Origin of the sequence: Pseudomonas sp. FG-3G, assembly GCF_901007645.1 — a bacterium.
Classification (GTDB): domain Bacteria; phylum Pseudomonadota; class Gammaproteobacteria; order Pseudomonadales; family Pseudomonadaceae; genus Aquipseudomonas; species Aquipseudomonas rhizophila.
This window is the reverse complement of record NZ_CAAKGZ010000018.1, coordinates 22,809-42,234: the sequence shown is the minus strand read 5'-3', so window position 1 is coordinate 42,234 and position 19,426 is coordinate 22,809. Positions and strand designations below refer to the sequence as shown.

Sequence of the window (19,426 nt, the reverse complement as noted above, 5' to 3'; positions counted from 1 at the left end):
GACCGCGTTCAACTTAAGACGTGCCCAGCCCCTCAGACAGGTCCGTACCGGAACGCGCCTGAGCACGCGGTGAAGTTTCGTCACGATGCTCGGTGGTCTTGCTCACGCTATCGCGCACCGTTGCATACCCCTCGCGTGCCGCTTGCCTGGCCTTGTCGGCCAGATCGGCGCTGGTCTTGCCCATCACCCGCTGCTCAGTGGCAGTACTGGGCAGTGCGGCGCCGAGCATGGCGCCCAGCGCGATTCCCGCGGCCGCCATCATCAACGGTTGCTCCTTGAGCAGACGGCTGAATTGATCACCCAGGTCCTGCGAGCCATGGGCCACGCGCTCACCCGTCTCGTGAGCTTTGCTCCGGGCATGGCTGGCGCTGGCGCCCAAACCGTCGGCCAGATGCGAAGCCTTGTCCTTGAGATGATGAAACCCGTCGCGCAACGAGTCGGTGGTGCTGTGCAGATGCTCCTTGGCACTGTCCAGGCCACCGGCAAGCCCTTCGCTCCAGCCGCTGGCATCCTGGTCCGGCCCGACGCGATAACCGACCCGTGGCGGACGGTTCTGACCCAGCATCAGCCAGCACAGCCCCACGGTGGTCAGCACGGTGGGTACCGGGTTGTTGCGTACGGTGGTGCCCAGGTTGCCAAAAAACTGCGACCCGTTGCCTTTGGCCAGGGTCAGGGCCTGGTCGAGCATCTGCCCCGGCGTGAACTTGCTGCCCAGGGCATCGACGATATGGCTGATGTGGGCCCGTTGCTCGTCGATCTCGCGCTCGATGGTTTCCGGGCTCTTCTGGGATTCGGTTTTGAGTTCATCCTTCATGAGACTTTCCTCCGCAGGGCTTCCTGGTCTTTGTTCAACGCATCCAGCGTTCGCTCAGGCTTGAAGTGAGACGGTTCGAATTGCTTCTTGCCCGACTGCACCATGATGAAACCAATGATCATGACCACTGCGCCGACGATCAACGCTGCGAGCCAGGGCTGCATGATCGTGCTCAAGCCGTAGACCACCGCCATCAGCAGGATAATGAAACCGGCCAGCAGCACCATCGCACCACCGGCCACCCCGGCGATACCCGCTTTCAAAGTGTTCAGGCTCGCTTGGAATTCGGCCTTGGCCAGCGCCAGCTCCTTGGTAAAGAGCGATGGGACTTCATGGGTCAATTGCTTTAACAGCCCCATCACTGACGCATCGTTATCGGGCACCGACGTCCCGACGGGACGCTGAATATCTGGGTCTGGTCGGTTCATTGCAATTCTCCTCGGGTATTGGCCGAACCGGGCAACGAGCCGGTAGTGGCATCACTGGGCTGGTCCTGGGTGCCGGACGCAGCGGGAGTGCTGGCGGTGGCGTGGCCGCCGGCAGAATTGACGCCCGGTGCGATAGGATCCGGGTTCGGATCAAAGGGTCCACGGGCGGCAAATCCTCCGCTTGGCGGGCTTGAGTGGCCGGCGGCGGGATCGACTACTTCGGCCGGGACAGGCGAGCTGCCGGCCTTCAGAAACCGCGACAGGCCAAACCCCACCGCTACGCTGCCGACCAGGAACAGACCCGGGTTTTCCCGAGCCAGTCGAGAACCATCGTGCAGCAATTGCTCGGCGCTCATGTGGCGTAATTTGCTGGACAGGCCGCTCATCGAATCGGCCATGTCTGCCAAATAGTGGGACAGGCCCAGGGTGTCGTTGGCTTCGATTTCCGACACGGCTGACTTGGCACCACGCGCCAGTGCATCGATCTGATCCGCTGCCGTATCGCGGTATTGGCCGAAATGCGCATCGGCCTGCTCACGAGCGCTGCCGATGGCCTCGCTCACGTCCTCCTTGATGTGGTTCAGGTGATCCTCGGGTCGGGCCTGGCCCGACGTGCCGTTTTCTCGCTCGGGGTTGTTGTCCGGGATAGTCATGTCTGCCCATCGCCTCCGTGATGAATACTCGATACCGGGAAGCCCCGAGGGGTGCCCGACTACGTGCCTCTCAGTACAGATGACGGAGCAGGTTGAGGCGTAGTTCAAACGAGTTTCACTGCGGGACGCCGTGCGGTATCACAGGCCGCTGGTTTGTCTGCGGGCACAAAAAAATCGGGCGCTGGCGCATTCGCCAGGCCCGATTTCGATCCTGCTGATACCCTTCGTGGTTCAGTGCTCGACGGCCTGCTAACCCAGTGCCGTGTCGAGGAACATCATCACCGCAAACCCCATCATCAACCCCAGCGTGGCTGGCGTTTCGTGGCCGTTGCGGTGGGTTTCCGGAATCACTTCGTGGGACACCACGAAGATCATGGCCCCCGCCGCCAGCCCCAGGCTAATGGGATACGCCACGGCCACGCCCGAAGACATGCCCAGCCCGATCACCGCGCCCAGTGGCTCCATCAGCCCCGAGCCCACCGCGATCAGCGCGGCACGCAGCGCACTGATCCCGGTGACTCGCAGCGCCATGGCGATGGCAAGCCCTTCGGGGATGTCCTGGATCGCAATGGCAGTGGTCAGGGGCATGCCGACCCGCAGATCACCGTTAGCAAAACTGACGCCGATGGCCATGCCCTCGGGCAAATTGTGCAAGGTGATGGCGAGCACGAACAACCAGACACGGTTGATGCGTTCCGATTGCGGACCGCGCCGGCCACTCACTTCATGTTCGTGGGGCACGAAACGGTCAAGGCCGATCATCAGGAGCACGCCCAGACCCAGGCCGACCACAACGACAAACGCGGCGAGCAGTTGATTGCCCACGATACTTTGTGCCGCTTCGATACCCGGCAGGATCAGCGAAAACGAACTGGCGGCGAGCATCATGCCCGCAGCAAAACCGAGCATGATGTCCTGGGTCCGCGAGGAGATATCACGCAGCACCACCGCCATCAACGCGCCCAGGGCCGTGGCGGCGAAACCGGCGGTGCCGCCCAGAACGGCGTAGCCCAGGTTGTGCCGGTCGGCCCCCACCAATGCGTTGTAACCGCTGTAGAGCAACAACGCGGCGATCACCGCCAGCCCCAGCCAGAAGCTCACCCCCAGCAGCAGGTTGTTTTGCACAGGATCCAGCCAGGTACGCCAGGGCGATCGGATCCGGGAGGTGGGCTGGTCCATCGAATATCCTTACTGGTTTTACGCCAGGTCATGTCTGATCGTTCCCGCAACGAGGGGTACGCTCAAACGCAATTTTCAGGCGAAGGAGCCAGGCCCCCTCGCCGGTTTCCTACAGTTTGTCACCTTGCATCCCTGAACCCAAGTCGGCACCTGTCATGGGGTCGCTTTCCGGGTTGGACATGGTCCGCGCCTTCATGTCCATCAGCAGCGCTTCGTCTTTTTTACTCAGTTGCACACTTGCCAGACCATCGCCGCCATCCACCGCCGGCGTTGGGTTCTCGACGAATTCCCACTCATCGCCCTGGTTCCATGGACCACGCACCGAAGGCTCGCCTTGGGACATGTTGAAGTACACGTTGGTGAACTCTGGCATGCCTGGCAGTTTACCTTGAGGGAAATTCGGCTGGATCGAGTGCAGGGCTTTTTCAAAGGACATCTGGTGCGCGATTTCACGGGTCATCAAAAAGCCCAGCGCTTCTTTTACCCCAGGATCATCGGTGAGATTCATCAGGCGCTCATAGATGATTTTCGCCCGTGCCTCGGCGGCGATGTTGGACCGCATGTCCGCTGTCGGCTCACCTATGGTGTCGACGTAAGCGGCTGTCCAAGGTACACCGGCCGAATTGGTCAGCGGGGAACCGGCGCCATAAAGCAGGCTGGTGATGTGAGAGTCGTTGCCGGCTCCGTTGATGTCCCGGTACAGCTGGCCTTCCTTTTCCACACCCTCGGCCATTCTGCCCTTGGCGCCTTTATTGAGCATCACAATGATCGAGCCGATCACCTCCAGATGACTGAGCTCTTCGGTGGCAATGTCCATCAACAGATCCTTGCGGCCGGGATCATCCTCGGACAGGGCCTGGGTGAAGTAGCGCGACGCCGCCGCCAACTCGCCCTGGGCACCGCCGAACTGTTCAAGCAACAGATTAGCCAGCCCTGGGTTAGGCTCGGCGACACGTACGGTGTACTGCAGTCTTTTGTTATGTAAGAACATGATGAAACTCCTCGTTCAGGACACAAGCCAAAGGGACACTGCCGGGGGCAGGCCCACAGAAAATCTGAAGAAGTTAAACAGTTAAAATTTATCTTTTATTTAATAAACGAGACGAACGGTAATCGGTAAGGCGCACTTGCAGAAATGCCAGGTAACTGAACAACTTACACTCCCTCTCGCTTGAAGACATTCCTTGCCGCGATCCCGTTGTATATAAATCCGACAGGCCCCATGCCATTAACACAGAGCCCGTAACGTCATTGGGTATTCAGAGTTGCGCCCATCATCCTCGCTGTTTCCAGGGCATTTTTGACTTATTTCGGAAACTGACTAGCGGTCGCTGGTAACGTTGTCGCCGGATGCCTGACCGCCCTTTCGACCGGCCTCGGAGGCCCGCTCAGGGTCTTTGGCAAAATTGCCACCCGAGGCTTGGCCACCTTTTCGGCCGGCGGCGGCGGCTCGTTCCGGGTCATTGGCAAAATTGCCGCCCGAAGCTTGCCCCCCCTTGCGCCCGGCCTCGGATGCGCGCTGCGGATCATTCGCGAAGTTACCACCTGACACGTGGCCGCCCTTCTTCCCCGCTTGCGATGCCTTTTCACGATCGTTAGCGAAATTGCCAGGATTCTTATTTCCTGTGTTAGCCATTTCATTCACCTCGTTAGTTGATGTTGCGAACCTGCTGACTCCTAACAATCTGAAAGTCTGGCGCCGACAAGGTTTTAAACACATCTTGAAAACAGCGACGAACGGCTCATGCAATCCCACACTCTCACTGCGGCGTCGAGTTACAACGGCCTTTCAAAGAAATGACGCCCAATAATGAATTCAACTACTCAACTTGAGCGATACCCATCGTTAGCGGGCCGCAATCTCGGTTTATATTCAGGATGAAATGGGATAGCTGGGCGCAAAGGTGTCCTCCAGCGCTTCATCCCGTTAATTGCCATCCATGTCTGGCCCGCCATTCTTGCCGCTGCGTTCGCAATGGCAATCCGGTGCCGGACAAGGTTCACCGTTTGGATGTTGGTCGGCGCAGGCTTGACTGCAATAGGCCTCGCCATCGCGATTGAACACCTGTTGCGGGTCCACATCGCATTGGCAATCGGGGCAACCGCACTTTAACTCGCTCATCTTCGTTCTCCTGGGTTCCGGTTTTAAAGCTGTCGTCAGGATCACACCAGCAATTGAACCTCAAGGTTCGCCGCCGCAACGCCATGGTTCGCCACATAGACCTCGGCGGTCCAACCTTTGGTCAGGTTGCGATAAGACTGGGTGCCCAGGGCCTTGCCGCTGTCCCACTCCATGACGTCGCCAATATCGATGTCGTTGGCGGAATCGAGCTCAAGGACTGTGTGGTTGTCTTCTTCCTCGACGTACACACCGACCATTGCTCTCTGTCGATTGATGGCCCGTACTTCACCGGTGGTCTGTTTCATACGCCTCCTCTCTCGGCGCGTTAAAAGCGACCGACACACCTGGCCGGCCGCTTTTTCACGCTCAGCGTTTGGCTTCGGTGTGCGGGTTGGCCGAACGCTCCAGAAACGCTTGGGTGATCTGCGGCAGGTGCTCGCGCAGCCACTCGGCCATGGCGACTTCCTGCGGCAGGATCTGTTCGCAAGCCCTCTGTGTTTCCATATCGCCGGCCACTTTTGCAGCTTCAATGAGTACCGTGTAGGAGGCGATTTCAAGGTTCTCGAACACGTAGCCACTCATGGCCCCTTTCACCACTTCATCGCTCATCGTCATACCGCCCACCGCCTGACCGAAGGCCATGAGTTTGCCGGCCATGTCCTTGAGCATTGAAGTGCTGCCACCCAGGCGCTGGATGCATTGTTCCACCAGTTTTTGTTGCCCGAGGGTCTCCTGCAGGTGCTCCTCAATCCGGGCCTTGAGCTGCGGATAGTGTTCCAGGCGCTCGGCCTGGGCCTTGAGCATTTTTTCCGCCTGCTGTTCCATGGCATGGGCGTCGTTGAGCCAATCCAACAGGTTCTCTTTAGGCGTAGCCATTTGCTTCTCCTTAGCCAGGGTCGTCACTGCCTTGCAGCGCGACAGTTTTGAAGTGCCGTCAAGAGGTGGATGTCGCGCAACCGGGGAAAGTTTGAAGAAACAACAACGCAGTGCGACGAAAGGCATTCCGACCGCCCTCTCGACGAACCACGGTGCTAACCTCAACGACTCCAGGCCAGCGGAGCGACCTCTATGCCCGACGACTTTCACCGTCAACCGATCGATCAATTGCTGGAGCATATGGCCGGGCGCCGTTTTCTGGTGCTCACCGGTGCCGGCATCAGCACCCCGTCGGGCATTCCCGACTACCGGGACAGCGAGGGTGTGCGACGGGGTCGGCAACCCATGATGTACCAGGAGTTTCTCGCCAAACCCGAAGCACGGCGGCGCTACTGGGCGCGGGCGATGCTGGGCTGGCCGCGGGTCCGTCAGGCCCGGCCGAACGTGGCCCACGAGGCGTTGGCGATGTTGCAGGCGCACCAACGCATCAGCGGCCTGATCACCCAGAATGTCGACACCCTGCATGACCAGGCTGGCAGCCACGACGTGATCGAACTTCACGGAAGCCTGCATCGGGTGGTGTGCCTGGATTGCGAGCAGCACAGCGAGCGCCAGCAGATCCAGCTATTGATGCAAGCGCAGAATCCTTACCTGGCCGGTGTCGACGCGGTTCAGGCGCCGGACGGCGATACCCTGCTGGATGCCGCGTTCGAGGCGCGCTTCCAGGTGCCCCGCTGCCCTCATTGCGACGGCGAGCGCTTGAAACCCGACGTGGTGTTTTTCGGCGAAAACGTCGCCGCCGTCACCGCCGCTCGCGCCATGCAAGCCGTCGAACAGGCGGACGGCCTGCTGGTGGTGGGCTCCTCGCTGATGGCTTGGTCGGCGTTTCGCCTGTGCCGGGCGATCAAGGAACGGGGCAAGCCGCTGCTGGCGATCAACCGAGGCAAGACACGGGCCGATGAGTTGCTGGATCTCAAGCTTGAAGAGCCTTGTGAGCAACTGCTGCCGCTGCTGACTCAACGCCAGTTCTAACAGCACCGCAGCCCCCCTGTGGGAGCGAGCCTGCTCGCGATTGCGGCGGCACATCCAGCATAAAGGCTAGCTGAACCACCGCTATCGCGAGCAGGCTCGCTCCCACAAGGGAATCGTGGTTTACCGCGTGGTCAACTGCGCACCGATGTCCTGATCCCTGAGCGTATCGAACAACACCTGCGCCGCCGCCGACAGTTCATGCCCCGGCTTGGTCAGCACACCGATGGCCCGTTCAATCACTGGATCGCTGAGGGTGATGCAGCGGGCGCCCAGCTCATGCATCTGCCCGACACACAGCGCCGGGACCGCACTCACCCCCAACCCGCTGGCGACCATCCGTCCAACTGTCGCCAACTGATGGCTCTCGAATTCCACCGGCAGTTTCATGCCTCGGCTTTGCAAATGCTCCTCCAGCATCACCCGCACGGTGGAGGGCCTTTGCAGCGTGATAAATGGCTGCTCCAGCAGCGTCTGCCACTGGATCTCACTGCGCTGCGCCAGTGGCGAGTCCAGCGGCACCACCGCGACGAAGCGGTCCAGATACAACGGGGTAAAGGCCAGCGACGAGCTCTGCATCGGCTCGAACGCGACCCCCAGTTCAACGTGCCGATCACGAACCATTTCCAGCACCTGTTCGTTGATCACATCGTTGACCGTGACGTTGACATTCGGATAGCGGGCGCGGAAGGTCTTGAGGATCGGTGGCAGCAGGTTGCCGGCAAAGGACGGCATTGCCGCCAATGTGACGCGGCCGCGTTGCAAGGTGAAGCGTTGGCGCATTTCATCCTCGGCGTTGTCCCAATCGGCAACCAGGCGCCGGGCCAGGGGCAGCAGCGATTCGCCTTCGGGCGTCAGCGCCACGTTACGGGTATTGCGACTGAACAGACGCCCGCCCAAGCCTTCTTCCAAGGCCTTGATGGTCAAGCTCAGCGCCGACTGGGACAGGTGCAGCCGCTCGCAGGCCACGGCGAAGCTCAGGCTTTGGGCCACGGCGAGAAAAGCGCGGATTTGCTTGAGGGTCATGGGTCGCTGTGCTCCCGGCGGCAAGCGGTCAGTTTCAAGCCGCAAACGGATATCGGCAATTATTGAGTTTTATCAATCAATCCAACCTAAAAATCAACTTAACAAATATATGACTTGGCGCAACACTGCGTTTCATTGCGACCCCATCAAGAATAAAAGAGGTGTCTATGGCAGGTTTCGACAAACGTGTGAGTAGCTACGAAGAAGCGCTGGAAGGCTTGCAAGACGGCATGACGGTGATCGCCGGCGGCTTCGGCCTCTGCGGCATCCCGGAGAACCTGATCGCCGAGATCAAGCGCAAGGGTATCCGCGACCTCACCGTGGTTTCCAATAACTGTGGCGTCGACGGTTTCGGTCTGGGTGTATTGCTGGAAGATCGGCAGATCCGCAAGGTGGTTGCCTCTTACGTCGGCGAAAACGCTCTTTTCGAAAAGCAGCTGCTGAGCGGCGAAATCGAAGTCGTGCTCACCCCGCAAGGCACCCTCGCCGAAAAAATGCGCGCCGGCGGCGCGGGCATTCCGGCCTTCTTCACCGCCACCGGGGTCGGCACGCCAGTGGCCGAAGGCAAGGAAGTGCGTGAATTCCATGGCCGTCAGTACCTGATGGAAGAATCCATCACCGGCGACTTCGCCATCGTCAAAGGCTGGAAAGCCGACCATTTCGGCAACGTGGTCTATCGCCACACCGCCCAGAATTTCAACCCGTTGGCGGCCACGGCCGGCAAGATCACTGTGGTTGAAGTCGAAGAAATCGTCGAACCGGGCGAGCTGGACCCGACGCAGATCCATACCCCAGGCATCTACGTCGACCGGATCATTTGCGGCACGTTCGAAAAGCGCATCGAACAGCGCACCGTGCGTAAGTGATCCCCTGCCCCCGGCCCGAATGAAGGAATAACAACATGGCACTTTCCCGCGAACAAATGGCTCAACGCGTCGCCCGCGAAATGCAGGACGGCTACTACGTGAACCTGGGCATCGGCATTCCGACCCTGGTCGCCAACTACATCCCCGAAGGCATGGAAGTCATGCTGCAGTCGGAAAACGGCCTGCTCGGCATGGGCGCGTTCCCTACCGAAGCGGAGGTCGATGCCGACATGATCAACGCCGGCAAGCAGACCGTCACCGCACGTATCGGCGCCTCGATCTTCTCTTCGGCAGAATCCTTTGCCATGATCCGTGGCGGGCACATCGACCTGACCGTGCTGGGCGCCTTCGAGGTAGACGTGGAAGGTAACATTGCCTCGTGGATGATCCCTGGCAAGCTGGTCAAGGGCATGGGCGGCGCGATGGACCTGGTGGCCGGTGCCGAGAACATCATCGTCACCATGACTCACGCGTCCAAGGACGGTGAGTCGAAACTGCTGCCCCGGTGCAGCCTGCCGCTGACCGGTGCCGGTTGCATCAAGCGCGTGCTGACCGACCTGGCCTACCTGGAAATCCAGGACGGCGCCTTCATTCTCAAAGAACGTGCCCCAGGCGTCAGCGTCGAGGAAATCGTCGCCAAGACTGCCGGCAAACTGATCGTGCCGGACCACGTGCCTGAAATGCAGTTCGCTGCCCAGTGAGGAGAGATTCGATGCAAGAAGTCGTGATTGTCGCCGCCACCCGTACCGCCATTGGCAGTTTCCAGGGTTCGCTGGCCTCCATTCCCGCACCGCAACTCGGTGCCGCGGTGATTCGTCGGTTGCTGGAACAGACCGGTTTGTCCGGCGAGCAGGTCGATGAAGTGATTCTTGGCCAAGTGCTGACCGCAGGTTCCGGACAAAATCCGGCGCGCCAGGCGTCGATCCTCGCCGGCCTGCCCCACGCGGTGCCGGCGCTGACCCTGAACAAGGTCTGCGGCTCGGGGCTCAAGGCCTTGCACTTGGGTGCCCAGGCGATCCGCTGTGGCGATGCCGAGGTGATCATTGCCGGCGGCATGGAAAACATGAGCCTGGCTCCGTACGTACTGCCGGCTGCCCGCACTGGCCTGCGCATGGGCCATGCGCAGATGATCGATAGCATGATTACCGATGGTCTGTGGGATGCGTTCAACGATTACCACATGGGCATCACCGCCGAAAACCTGGTGGACAAGTACGAGATCAGCCGCGAGGAGCAGGACGCCTTTGCCGCCGCTTCCCAGCAGAAGGCCGTGGCGGCGATTGAAGGTGGCCGGTTTGCCGATGAGATCACGCCGATCCTGATTCCCCAGCGCAAAAGCGATCCTGTGGCCTTCGCCACCGACGAACAACCCCGGGCCGGCACCACCGCTGAATCCCTGGGCAAGCTCAAGCCGGCGTTCAAGAAGGACGGCAGCGTTACCGCCGGCAATGCCTCGTCGCTGAACGATGGCGCCGCCGCCGTGCTGCTGATGAGCGCGGAAAAAGCCAAGGCATTGGGCTTGCCGGTACTGGCGAAAATCAGCGCCTATGCCAATGCGGGGGTAGACCCGGCAATCATGGGCATCGGCCCGGTGTCGGCTACCCGCCGCTGCCTGGACAAGGCCGGCTGGTCTTTGGACCAACTGGACCTGATCGAAGCCAACGAAGCCTTCGCCGCCCAGTCACTGGCCGTGGCCAGAGAGCTGAAATGGGACATGGAAAAGGTCAACGTCAATGGCGGCGCCATCGCCCTGGGCCACCCGATCGGTGCTTCAGGTTGCCGAGTGCTGGTGTCGCTGCTCCATGAAATGATCAAGCGCGATGCCAAGAAAGGCCTCGCCACGCTGTGCATCGGCGGTGGTCAAGGCGTGGCCTTGGCGCTGGAACGAGCGTAACCGGCAAAGGGTTCAACAGTGGTTGAGCGGACCCACGAACATCCGCCCATCCACTGGCAACACAACCGGCGCAACCTGGGTTGCGCCGGTTTTTTTTGGCCTGCTGGTTTTGAGCATGATCTGCCGGCCTCATCGCGAGCAGGCTCGCTCCCACAGGGATCTCGGGCGGTTGCAAGATTGGCGTCCACCACCGATCCATTGTGGGAGCGAGCCTGCTCGCGATGGCGGTGGGTCAGCTTGCATCGATGCTGAATGTGCCGGCCCATTCGCGAGCAAGCCCGCTCCCACAGGGGGATTGGGTTTTAAGCACAAAATCGAAGAACACCACCGATCCACTGTGGGAGCGAGCCTGCTCGCGATGGCGGTGGGTCAGGCGACGATGAGCCTTCAGGCCCCCGCGCCAAACCGGTCGCGACTGTTGGTCAGGTGCAGCCACATGGAGGCGCGGGCGGCGTCCGGATCCTGGCGTTTGATGGCATTGAAAATGGCCTCGTGCTCCAAATTAGCCAACTGCGCCAGTTTCCCTAGGTCCGCTTGACCGCGTTCGACTACGTTCACCCGGGTTCGGGGAATCATCGCACTGCCCAGGTGCTGCATGATTTCGACAAAACAGGTGTTGTCCGTGGCTTCAGCGATGAGCAAATGAAAGCGCCGGTCGGCGTCGACGCAACTGTCGTTATTGCTGAGCAACCGCTGGTAATCATCCAGGGCCTGGCGCATCTGCTGCAGTTGGCGTTCATTGCGCCGTAAGGCCGCCAGGGCCGCTGCCTGGGTTTCCAGGCCCAGGCGCAGTTCCAAGATCCCCCGCACACCTGCGGCGGTGTCGACATTGAGCCTCAGGCCCGGCTCACCGGTCTGCTCCAGCACAAAGGTGCCGATGCCGTGGCGAGTTTCCACCAGCCCCGAGGCCTGCAGCTTGGATATCGCCTCGCGCACCACCGTGCGGCTGACACCATGGGCCTGCACAATGGCACCTTCCGACGGCAGTTTTTCCCCCGGTTTCAACTGCCCCAGCAAAATGCTCTGGCTTAGCTTCGCCACCAGGTCATGGGCCAGGTTGTGGGTGCGTTTGCGCGGCGTTGCCTCGATGTCTGGGTGCATGGGCCGTGGGTCCTCGAAACGGAGCAGGCGGGCCGTGAGGTAAAAACTCCACGGCCCTTAGCTTGTATGACAAGTGCAATCATCTCAGTCATCGAACGGTTCCGCCAGCGCTAAACTGATCTTCCCCATGTTTCTTTTCCTTGCTAAAAAATCCAGCAAATAAAGGTATTTCCGAGTTTTTTAAGGCAAACCATCCAAAAAAACCGACCAGCCTCCCTTGTAAGATAAAAAAATCAAGTTGTATGATGTCTATCAACATCGCCCTCCTGCGATGCCCCGCATAAAAACAACGAGTGGGAAAAACATGCAGACCCAAGAAGCCACCAAAGCCCCCATCATCACCAGCATGCAGGTCGTGCCGGTGGCCGGTCATGACGGCATGCTGCTGAATCTCAGTGGCGCCCATGGCCCGTTCTTTACCCGCAACATCGTCATTCTCAAAGACAACGCCGGCCACACCGGCGTGGGCGAAGTGCCCGGCGGCGAGCGCATTCGCCAGACCCTCGAAGACGCCCGCTCGCTGGTGGTCGGCAGCCCCATCGGCACCTATCAGAAGATTCTCAACACCGTACGCCAAGCCTTCGCCGACCGGGATGCCGGTGGTCGTGGCTTGCAGACGTTCGACCTGCGCATCACCATTCACGCGGTCACCGGCCTGGAAGCGGCGTTGCTGGACCTGCTGGGCCAGCACCTGGATGTACCGGTAGCCGCCCTGCTCGGCGAAGGCCAGCAGCGTGATGAAGTGAAAATGCTCGGTTATCTGTTTTATGTGGGTGATCGCCAGCAAACTGACCTGCCCTACCGCAGCGAGCCGGACGCCGACAACGACTGGTTCCGCGTACGCCACGAAAAAGCCCTGGACGCCGACGCCGTGGTGCGCCTGGCCGAAGCCGCTCATTCGCGTTACGGCTTCCAGGACTTCAAGCTCAAGGGCGGCGTGCTCAAGGGCGACGAAGAAATCGAAGCCGTCACCGCCCTGGCCGAACGCTTCCCTCAGGCACGTATCACCCTGGACCCGAACGGCGCCTGGTCACTCAAGGAGGCCATCCGCCTCTGCCGGGACCAGCACAAGGTCCTGGCATACGCCGAAGATCCTTGCGGTGCCGAGAACGGTTATTCGGGCCGTGAGGTGATGGCCGAGTTCCGCCGCGCCACCGGTCTTAAAACCGCCACTAACATGATCGCCACCGATTGGCGCGAAATGGGCCATGCCATCACCTTGCAGTCGGTGGACATTCCCCTGGCCGACCCACACTTCTGGACCATGCAAGGTTCCGTTCGAGTGGCGCAGATGTGCAACGAATGGGGTCTGACCTGGGGCTCGCACTCCAACAACCACTTCGACATTTCCCTGGCGATGTTCACCCATGTAGCGGCGGCCGCACCGGGTGACATCACGGCGATCGACACGCACTGGATCTGGCAGGATGGGCAGCGGCTGACCAAGGCTCCGTTGCAGATCCAGGGTGGCTGCGTACAGGTGCCAAAAAAACCGGGACTGGGGATCGAGCTGGACACCGACCAATTGGCCAAGGCTCATGAACTGTACAAAGGGATGGGGCTTGGCGCACGTAATGATGCGGTCGCAATGCAGTATCTGATTCCGGGCTGGACGTTCAACAACAAGCAGCCGTGCCTGGTGCGCTGAACGAACCTTCTGGCCGAGCACCTATCCAGGTGGGAGCGAGCCTGCTCGCGATGAAGGCGGCACATCCAACATCGCAACCGCATCGCGAGCAGGCTCGCTCCCACAGGGTTAGGGCATGATAGGACCTGCTCCTAACCCTCCGGCCGCAGAATCAACACCGCCAATGGCGGCAAGTTGAGTTCCAGCGACAGCGCCTGGCCATGGCTGGGCACTTCTTCGGTGAAGGCACCGCCGCTGTTGCCGTAGTTGGAACCGGCATAGGTGTCGGCGTCACTGTTGAGCAATTCCACCCAGCGCCCGGCAAACGGCACGCCGATGCGGTATGCCGCGCGCGGCACAGGCGTGAAGTTGGCAACCACCAACACCGGTCGGCCTTCCTTGCTCCAGCGCAACCAGGCGTAGACGCTGTTCACCGCATCATCACCAATCAGCCACTGGAACCCCTGAGGCGCGTCGTCCTGATCGTGCAGCGCCGGCTCTTCGCGATAGAGACGGTTCAGGTCGCTCACCAGCTTCTGCACCCCACGGTGCTCCGGGTATTGCAACAGGTACCAGTCCAGCTGCTGGTCGTGGTTCCACTCGCGCCATTGGCCGAACTCGCAGCCCATGAACAGAAGCTTCTTGCCGGGATGGCCCCACATGAAACTCAGATAGGCCCGCAAGTTGGCGAATTTCTGCCAGCGATCTCCCGGCATCTTGTCGATCAGCGAGCGTTTGCCATGCACCACTTCGTCATGGGAAATCGGCAGGACAAAGCGCTCGGACCACGCGTACATCAGGCCGAAACTCAGTTCGTTGTGATGGTGGGCGCGGTACACCGGGTCCTGCTGGATGTAATGCAGCGAATCGTGCATCCAGCCCATGTTCCACTTATAGGCGAAACCCAGGCCGCCCTGTTGCGTGCTCTGACTGACGCCGGGCCAGGCGGTGGACTCTTCGGCGATAACCAACGCACCGGGGGTTTCCAGCGCCACCACGTCATTGAGGTGCCGCAGGAAGTCGATGGCTTCCAGGTTCTCCCGTCCACCGTGGCGATTGGGCACCCATTCGCCGGCCTTGCGTGAATAGTCGCGATACAACATCGAGGCGACGGCATCCACACGCAGGCCGTCGATGTGGAAGTGCTTCAGCCAATGCAGCGCCGAAGCGAGCATGAAACCATGGACTTCGGTGCGTCCCAGGTTGTAGATCAGGGTGTCCCAATCCTGGTGAAAGCCTTCCAGCGGGTTGCCGTATTCGTACAGCGCGGTGCCGTCGAACTGGGCCAGACCGTGGGTATCGGTGGGGAAATGCGCCGGCACCCAATCGAGAATCACGCCGATGTCGGCCTGGTGACAGGCATTGACGAACGCCGCGAAATCGTCCGGCGAGCCGAAACGCGCCGTCGGGGCAAACTGTGAAAGCGGCTGGTAACCCCAGGAACCCCCGAAAGGATGCTCCATGATCGGCATCAGCTCGATGTGGGTGAACCCCAGGTCCTTGACGTACGGAATCAGCCGTTCGGCCATTTCGTGCCAGGTGTATTGCCGGGCAACTTCTCCCGCCTCGTCGATTTCGCACTGCCAGGAGCCGGCGTGCAACTCGTAGATCGACAGCGGTGCGCCAGGCAACTGCCGCTCGCGACGATCTTGCATCCATTGCCCATCCTGCCACTCGATTTTCAGCGGCGCGGCGACCTTGGAAGCGGTATCCGGCGGCATTTGAGTGGCCAGTGCCACCGGGTCAGCCTTGAGCGGCAAAATGCCGTGGGCGCCGAGGATTTCATATTTGTAACCCTCGCCCGCGCCAAGCCGCGGGATGAACAACTCCCACACCCCGGACGGATAACGGATGCGCATTGGATGCCGGCGCCCGTCCCAGACGTTGAAATCGCCCACCACCGAGACTCGCCGCGCATTCGGTGCCCATACAGCAAAGCGCACGCCGTCGACGCCATCGACAGTGGTCAACTGCGCCCCCAGACAGGAACTGAGGTCGCGATGATTGCCTTCGGCAAACAGATAAAGGTCCATTTCCCCCAGCAGTGGCCCGAAGCTGTAGGGGTCTTCGGCCACCTGCTCACCGCCGGCCCAGCGGGTGCGCAACAGGTAGGGTTGGGCGCGGTCGAAATGGCCGACAAACAGCCCCGGGGTTTCGCTGAGCTGCAAATCACCCAGAACGTCGCCGCCATCGCGAGCGAGCACTTGCACGCTCAAGGCACCGGGCAGATACGCCCGGATGAACTGTCCGCCGGCACCATCGCCGTGAGGGCCAAGGATTGAAAACGGGTCCTGATGTTCTGCGCGCACCAGCGCGTCGATGTCATGGGGGGACGGCAGCAACGACTCTTTGGCCTGCCCCTGTGGTTCTTTGTTCGAGACACTCATGATTCTCTCCACTAAATCGGTCCGGCTAAGTCGGAAAAGGGTTTCAGCCCGCTCAATAACCCGTACAGACCGTGCAATGGCACGGGCAGCCAGGCGGGGCGATTCTCGGCTTCATAGGCCACTTCATAGGCCGCCTTCTCCAGGCCGAACAACGCCAGTGCGGCGTCTTCGCCTTCAGCATCCTTCCACTCATGGGCAAGACTAGCTGCCGCCAGCCGATATGCCTCAACAAATGCCTGACGGGCCTCTTTCAAATAACGATCAGCCACCCGTTGCCGCGCCGCGTCGGCGTCGGCGGTGCTGTCGACGGTGTTCAGGTGGATCGCCATGGCGGCTGCGTAATCGAAGGAGCGCAGCACGCCGCTGACGTCCTTGTACGGGCTGTGCTTGCCGCGGCGCTCATGCAGGGGTCGTGCCGGCTCGCCCTCGAAGTCGATCAGGTAGGCGTCGCCCTTGATCACCAGTACCTGCCCCAGGTGCAGGTCGCCGTGGACGCGGATGCGCAAGCCACCGACAGCCTTGCCGGCCAGTTCCTGGATGTGCGCCAGAACGGTCTTCTTGTGTTCCAGCAAGCGGGCGACCAAGGCCTGGTCCGCCGGGTTCAATTGGCCCTGGTTCTGCTTGAGCAGGCGCAAGGCGTTTTCTACCTGCGCGGCCACATCCTTGCCGATGGCCTGGGCCTCCTTGGCGTTGGTGGCCTGGGGCGCGAAGTCCGGGTCATCCGTGGCCTGAGCCAGTACCTCGTGCATTTCCCCCAGGCGCTGGCCGAGCATGCCGGCGAAGTCCTTGAGTTCGCCCAAGGCGTTGTAGTGCTGTTCCTGCTCGGACACGGCATCGGCCAGCTCATCACGCAGCGCGCGTTCGAGGTTGTTCTGGGTCCATTCCCAGGCGTCGCCCTGATTGCTCAGGTAGCCTTGGGCAATCATCAGCAGCGCATCTTCGCCCTCAGTGTCACGGCGAATCACCGAACCGAGCAGCGGCGAAATATTGCTGAAACCTGCGGCTGTCAGGTAGGCACTCATTTCCAGCTCCGGGTGTACGCCCGACGCCACTTTGCGGATCAGTTTGAGCACCAGACTGCCGCCCACCACCACCGAACTGTTGGACTGCTCGGCGGACAGGTAACGCACCTCCGGCTCGTCTCCCAGGTTCAATGGGGCCAGGCCTTCGGTGGGTTCAAACCGCAGCTCGCCTTCGCTGCAAGGCAGCACCGTATTGGCCTGCATGCTTTGCAGAACCGCCCGCACGAAACTTTCCAGGCTGAACGCATCGGTGATCAAACCGACCTGACGGACCCGGCGAACCCGAGACAGCGCCAATTGCTGCGGCAACGCCGCGCCCACCTGGTCTTCGGCCAGCAGACCGAAGGGCAGTTGGTAACGCAGTGTCTGGCCAGCGCTGGTGACGTCGATTTCGCTGAGCAGCACCGGGTGCTGCGGATCGCCGAAACGCACGCCATAGACAATATTGACCTTCTCGATCGCGCTGTCTTTGCCGGCAAACCAGCGACGGTTCTGCAGCCAGCTCGGCAGGATGGTTTGCTCCAGCGTGGTGCGCGACGGTGCTTCAAGCAGTTCTTCCAGGCGTTTCTTCAGCACCAGGGTGGTGAAGTCCGGCAAGCTCTGGGCCGGCTCCACATGCCAGCTCGGCATCTGGTTTTCTGTTGCCAGGGCAAACCAGTAGAACCCATACGGCGGCAGGGTCAGCAGGAAATTCAGTTGGCCGATGGGCGGGAAGGCATTGCCCCCCAGCATTTCCACCGGGACCATCCCGGCATAGGCCGACAGGTCCAGTTCGGCGGCCTGGGCGCTACGAGACACGTTGGCCACGCACAGGATGATTTCGTGCTTGCCATCGGGGCCGGTGTATTCGCGGGTATAAGCCAGGATCCGGCGGTTGCTTGGCGAGAGCATCTTCAGCGTGCCACGACCAAAGGCCTTGGACTGCTTGCGCACCGCCAGCATCCGCCGGGTCCAGTTCAGCAATGAATGAGGATCGCCGGCCTGGGTCTCGACGTTGACCGACTGGTAACCGTATTGCGGGTCCATGATCGGCGGCAGTACCAGGCTGGCCGGGTCGGCGCGGGAGAAACCGCCGTTGCGGTCGATCGACCACTGCATCGGCGTGCGCACGCCGTCGCGGTCGCCCAGGTAGATGTTGTCGCCCATGCCGATTTCATCGCCGTAGTACAAGGTCGGCGTGCCGGGCATCGACAGCAGCAGGCTGTTGAGCAACTCGACACGGCGGCGGTCGCGCTCCATCAGCGGCGCCAGACGTCGACGAATCCCCAGGTTGATCCGCGCCCGACGGTCGGCCGCGTAGTAATTCCACAGGTAGTCGCGCTCCTTGTCGGTGACCATCTCCAGGGTCAACTCATCGTGGTTGCGCAGGAAAATCGCCCACTGGCAATTGGCCGGAATTTCCGGGGTCTGGCGGAGAATGTCGGTGATGGGGAAGCGGTCTTCCTGGGCCAGCGCCATGTACATGCGTGGCATCAGCGGGAAGTGGAATGCCATGTGGCATTCGTCACCGTTCAAACCCTGGGCGTCGACATCGCCGAAATACAGCTGGGTGTCTTCCGGCCACTGGTTGGCCTCGGCCAACAGCATACGGTCGGGGTAATTGGCATCGATCTCGGCACGGATCTGCTTGAGGACGTCGTGGGTCTCGGGCAGGTTCTCGTTGTTGGTGCCGTCGCGCTCGATCAGGTACGGGATCGCGTCCAGGCGCAGGCCGTCGATGCCCATGTCCAGCCAGTAGCGCATCACCGACAGTACGGCTTTGATCACTTGGGGGTTATCGAAGTTGAGGTCCGGCTGGTGGGAATAGAAACGGTGCCAGAAGTATTGGCCGGCTACCGGATCCCAAGTCCAGTTGGATTTCTCGGTGTCGAGGAAAATGATCCGCGTGCCATCGTACTTGTGGTCGTCGTCGGACCAGACGTAGAAATCCCGCGCCTTCGAACCCGGCTTGGCTTTGCGCGCGCGCTGGAACCATGGATGCTGGTCGGAGGTGTGGTTGATGACCAGCTCGGTGATCACCCGCAGATTACGCTTGTGGGCTTCGGCGATGAAACGCCGCGCATCGGCCATGGTGCCGTAGTCGGGGCTGACACCTCGGTACTCGGCGATGTCGTAGCCATCATCGCGCCTGGGCGAAGGATAGAACGGCAGAAGCCAGATCGTGTTGACGCCCAGATCGGCGATGTAGTCGAGCTTTTCGATCAATCCGGGAAAGTCACCGATCCCGTCGTTATTGGAATCGAAATAGGATTTGACGTGGACCTGATAAATCACCGCGTCCTTGTACCAGAGCGGGTCTTTGATAAAGGTGGCAGACCGGGGTTTCTTCGCCATTTGCAACTCCTGAGAAATTCTGTAAAGCCGCTGAAACAGGCTTGTGAGGTCTTTTGGTGTCGTGGGGC

General features: G+C 60.8%; 19 protein-coding genes. 5 read left to right on the top strand and 14 right to left on the bottom strand.

Annotation, left to right across the window (positions count from 1 at the left end; translation table 11 throughout):
• Window positions 1-13: 13 nt before the first annotated feature.
• The 9 genes from PSEUDOMOFG3G_RS08585 to PSEUDOMOFG3G_RS08545 form a co-directional block, all read right to left on the bottom strand.
• A complete protein-coding gene (locus PSEUDOMOFG3G_RS08585; protein ID WP_139049637.1) occupies window positions 14-814 on the bottom strand; it encodes a DUF3618 domain-containing protein in 801 nt (266 codons plus the stop codon).
• Window positions 811-1,242 (bottom strand): phage holin family protein, encoded by a 432-nt coding sequence (locus PSEUDOMOFG3G_RS08580; protein ID WP_076384020.1) that lies wholly within the window; start codon window positions 1,240-1,242, stop codon window positions 811-813. Before PSEUDOMOFG3G_RS08580 ends, PSEUDOMOFG3G_RS08585 begins: the two co-directional genes overlap by 4 nt.
• On the bottom strand, window positions 1,239-1,895 hold the full coding sequence (locus PSEUDOMOFG3G_RS08575; protein WP_107322635.1) for a hypothetical protein: 657 nt from the start codon (window positions 1,893-1,895) through the stop codon (window positions 1,239-1,241). Before PSEUDOMOFG3G_RS08575 ends, PSEUDOMOFG3G_RS08580 begins: the two co-directional genes overlap by 4 nt.
• A 249-nt stretch (window positions 1,896-2,144) precedes the next feature.
• Window positions 2,145-3,074, bottom strand: coding sequence for a ZIP family metal transporter (locus PSEUDOMOFG3G_RS08570; RefSeq protein ID WP_047227786.1), 930 nt, complete (start codon window positions 3,072-3,074; stop codon window positions 2,145-2,147).
• A 109-nt stretch (window positions 3,075-3,183) separates the two neighbouring features.
• A complete protein-coding gene (locus PSEUDOMOFG3G_RS08565) occupies window positions 3,184-4,065 on the bottom strand; it encodes a manganese catalase family protein (RefSeq protein ID WP_047227785.1) in 882 nt (293 codons plus the stop codon).
• A 330-nt stretch (window positions 4,066-4,395) separates the two neighbouring features.
• A complete protein-coding gene (locus PSEUDOMOFG3G_RS08560; RefSeq protein ID WP_047227784.1) occupies window positions 4,396-4,710 on the bottom strand; it encodes a general stress protein in 315 nt (104 codons plus the stop codon).
• A gap of 291 nt (window positions 4,711-5,001) precedes the next feature.
• Window positions 5,002-5,196 carry a metallothionein gene (locus PSEUDOMOFG3G_RS08555; protein WP_047227783.1) on the bottom strand — a complete coding sequence of 65 codons (195 nt, stop codon included), beginning with the start codon at window positions 5,194-5,196 and terminating at the stop codon, window positions 5,002-5,004.
• A gap of 41 nt (window positions 5,197-5,237) precedes the next feature.
• A complete protein-coding gene (locus PSEUDOMOFG3G_RS08550; RefSeq protein WP_047227782.1) occupies window positions 5,238-5,501 on the bottom strand; it encodes a hypothetical protein in 264 nt (87 codons plus the stop codon).
• Window positions 5,502-5,562: 61 nt separating this feature from the next.
• Window positions 5,563-6,072, bottom strand: coding sequence for a ferritin-like domain-containing protein (locus PSEUDOMOFG3G_RS08545; RefSeq protein ID WP_139049636.1), 510 nt, complete (start codon window positions 6,070-6,072; stop codon window positions 5,563-5,565).
• Window positions 6,073-6,264: 192 nt separating this feature from the next.
• Between PSEUDOMOFG3G_RS08545 and PSEUDOMOFG3G_RS08540 the strand changes: the two genes are divergently transcribed.
• Entirely contained in the window at window positions 6,265-7,104 is an 840-nt protein-coding gene (locus PSEUDOMOFG3G_RS08540; protein ID WP_139049635.1) for an NAD-dependent protein deacetylase, read from the top strand.
• 120 nt (window positions 7,105-7,224) lie between these two features.
• On the opposite strand, the gene PSEUDOMOFG3G_RS08535 is transcribed toward PSEUDOMOFG3G_RS08540, so the two are convergent.
• Entirely contained in the window at window positions 7,225-8,127 is a 903-nt protein-coding gene (locus tag PSEUDOMOFG3G_RS08535; RefSeq protein WP_139049634.1) for a LysR family transcriptional regulator, read from the bottom strand.
• Between the two features lie 167 nt (window positions 8,128-8,294).
• Between PSEUDOMOFG3G_RS08535 and PSEUDOMOFG3G_RS08530 the strand changes: the two genes are divergently transcribed.
• Genes PSEUDOMOFG3G_RS08530 through PSEUDOMOFG3G_RS08520 form a run of 3 tightly spaced genes read left to right on the top strand, consistent with a single transcriptional unit; the run spans window position 8,295 to window position 10,887 of the window.
• Entirely contained in the window at window positions 8,295-8,993 is a 699-nt protein-coding gene (locus PSEUDOMOFG3G_RS08530; RefSeq protein WP_047227779.1) for a CoA transferase subunit A, read from the top strand.
• Between the two features lie 35 nt (window positions 8,994-9,028).
• Complete coding sequence (locus PSEUDOMOFG3G_RS08525; RefSeq protein ID WP_003180355.1) at window positions 9,029-9,694, top strand: CoA transferase subunit B; 666 nt, start codon at window positions 9,029-9,031, stop codon at window positions 9,692-9,694.
• Between the two features lie 11 nt (window positions 9,695-9,705).
• On the top strand, window positions 9,706-10,887 hold the full coding sequence (locus PSEUDOMOFG3G_RS08520) for an acetyl-CoA C-acetyltransferase (protein WP_139049633.1): 1,182 nt from the start codon (window positions 9,706-9,708) through the stop codon (window positions 10,885-10,887).
• Window positions 10,888-11,274: 387 nt separating this feature from the next.
• Here PSEUDOMOFG3G_RS08520 and PSEUDOMOFG3G_RS08515 read toward each other — a convergent pair whose 3' ends face one another.
• A complete protein-coding gene (locus PSEUDOMOFG3G_RS08515) occupies window positions 11,275-11,988 on the bottom strand; it encodes a FadR/GntR family transcriptional regulator (RefSeq protein ID WP_139049632.1) in 714 nt (237 codons plus the stop codon).
• 88 nt (window positions 11,989-12,076) lie between these two features.
• Window positions 12,077-12,247, bottom strand: coding sequence for a hypothetical protein (locus PSEUDOMOFG3G_RS08510; protein WP_157952136.1), 171 nt, complete (start codon window positions 12,245-12,247; stop codon window positions 12,077-12,079).
• A gap of 45 nt (window positions 12,248-12,292) precedes the next feature.
• On the opposite strand from PSEUDOMOFG3G_RS08510, the gene gudD reads away from it, so the two are divergent.
• Window positions 12,293-13,636, top strand: coding sequence for a glucarate dehydratase (gene gudD / locus PSEUDOMOFG3G_RS08505; RefSeq protein ID WP_139049631.1), 1,344 nt, complete (start codon window positions 12,293-12,295; stop codon window positions 13,634-13,636).
• A gap of 131 nt (window positions 13,637-13,767) precedes the next feature.
• On the opposite strand, the gene glgB is transcribed toward gudD, so the two are convergent.
• Both glgB and treS read right to left on the bottom strand, forming a co-directional pair.
• Window positions 13,768-16,002 (bottom strand): 1,4-alpha-glucan branching protein GlgB, encoded by a 2,235-nt coding sequence (gene glgB, locus PSEUDOMOFG3G_RS08500; protein WP_139049630.1) that lies wholly within the window; start codon window positions 16,000-16,002, stop codon window positions 13,768-13,770.
• An 11-nt stretch (window positions 16,003-16,013) separates the two neighbouring features.
• Window positions 16,014-19,358 carry a maltose alpha-D-glucosyltransferase gene (treS, locus tag PSEUDOMOFG3G_RS08495; protein ID WP_047227774.1) on the bottom strand — a complete coding sequence of 1,115 codons (3,345 nt, stop codon included), beginning with the start codon at window positions 19,356-19,358 and terminating at the stop codon, window positions 16,014-16,016.
• Window positions 19,359-19,426 lie beyond the last annotated feature (68 nt).

Coding starts and splice junctions, on each gene's coding strand:
- PSEUDOMOFG3G_RS08540 (WP_139049635.1), top strand. CDS start 6,265: ATGCCCGACGACTTTCACCGTCAACCGATCGATCAATTGCTGGAGCAT.
- PSEUDOMOFG3G_RS08585 (WP_139049637.1), bottom strand. CDS start 814: ATGAAGGATGAACTCAAAACCGAATCCCAGAAGAGCCCGGAAACCATC.
- treS (WP_047227774.1), bottom strand. CDS start 19,358: ATGGCGAAGAAACCCCGGTCTGCCACCTTTATCAAAGACCCGCTCTGG.
- PSEUDOMOFG3G_RS08535 (WP_139049634.1), bottom strand. CDS start 8,127: ATGACCCTCAAGCAAATCCGCGCTTTTCTCGCCGTGGCCCAAAGCCTG.
- PSEUDOMOFG3G_RS08510 (WP_157952136.1), bottom strand. CDS start 12,247: ATGTTGATAGACATCATACAACTTGATTTTTTTATCTTACAAGGGAGG.
- PSEUDOMOFG3G_RS08520 (WP_139049633.1), top strand. CDS start 9,706: ATGCAAGAAGTCGTGATTGTCGCCGCCACCCGTACCGCCATTGGCAGT.
- PSEUDOMOFG3G_RS08550 (WP_047227782.1), bottom strand. CDS start 5,501: ATGAAACAGACCACCGGTGAAGTACGGGCCATCAATCGACAGAGAGCA.
- PSEUDOMOFG3G_RS08565 (WP_047227785.1), bottom strand. CDS start 4,065: ATGTTCTTACATAACAAAAGACTGCAGTACACCGTACGTGTCGCCGAG.
- PSEUDOMOFG3G_RS08530 (WP_047227779.1), top strand. CDS start 8,295: ATGGCAGGTTTCGACAAACGTGTGAGTAGCTACGAAGAAGCGCTGGAA.
- PSEUDOMOFG3G_RS08575 (WP_107322635.1), bottom strand. CDS start 1,895: ATGACTATCCCGGACAACAACCCCGAGCGAGAAAACGGCACGTCGGGC.
- PSEUDOMOFG3G_RS08555 (WP_047227783.1), bottom strand. CDS start 5,196: ATGAGCGAGTTAAAGTGCGGTTGCCCCGATTGCCAATGCGATGTGGAC.
- PSEUDOMOFG3G_RS08560 (WP_047227784.1), bottom strand. CDS start 4,710: ATGGCTAACACAGGAAATAAGAATCCTGGCAATTTCGCTAACGATCGT.
- PSEUDOMOFG3G_RS08570 (WP_047227786.1), bottom strand. CDS start 3,074: ATGGACCAGCCCACCTCCCGGATCCGATCGCCCTGGCGTACCTGGCTG.
- PSEUDOMOFG3G_RS08525 (WP_003180355.1), top strand. CDS start 9,029: ATGGCACTTTCCCGCGAACAAATGGCTCAACGCGTCGCCCGCGAAATG.
- glgB (WP_139049630.1), bottom strand. CDS start 16,002: ATGAGTGTCTCGAACAAAGAACCACAGGGGCAGGCCAAAGAGTCGTTG.
- gudD (WP_139049631.1), top strand. CDS start 12,293: ATGCAGACCCAAGAAGCCACCAAAGCCCCCATCATCACCAGCATGCAG.
- PSEUDOMOFG3G_RS08580 (WP_076384020.1), bottom strand. CDS start 1,242: ATGAACCGACCAGACCCAGATATTCAGCGTCCCGTCGGGACGTCGGTG.
- PSEUDOMOFG3G_RS08545 (WP_139049636.1), bottom strand. CDS start 6,072: ATGGCTACGCCTAAAGAGAACCTGTTGGATTGGCTCAACGACGCCCAT.
- PSEUDOMOFG3G_RS08515 (WP_139049632.1), bottom strand. CDS start 11,988: ATGCACCCAGACATCGAGGCAACGCCGCGCAAACGCACCCACAACCTG.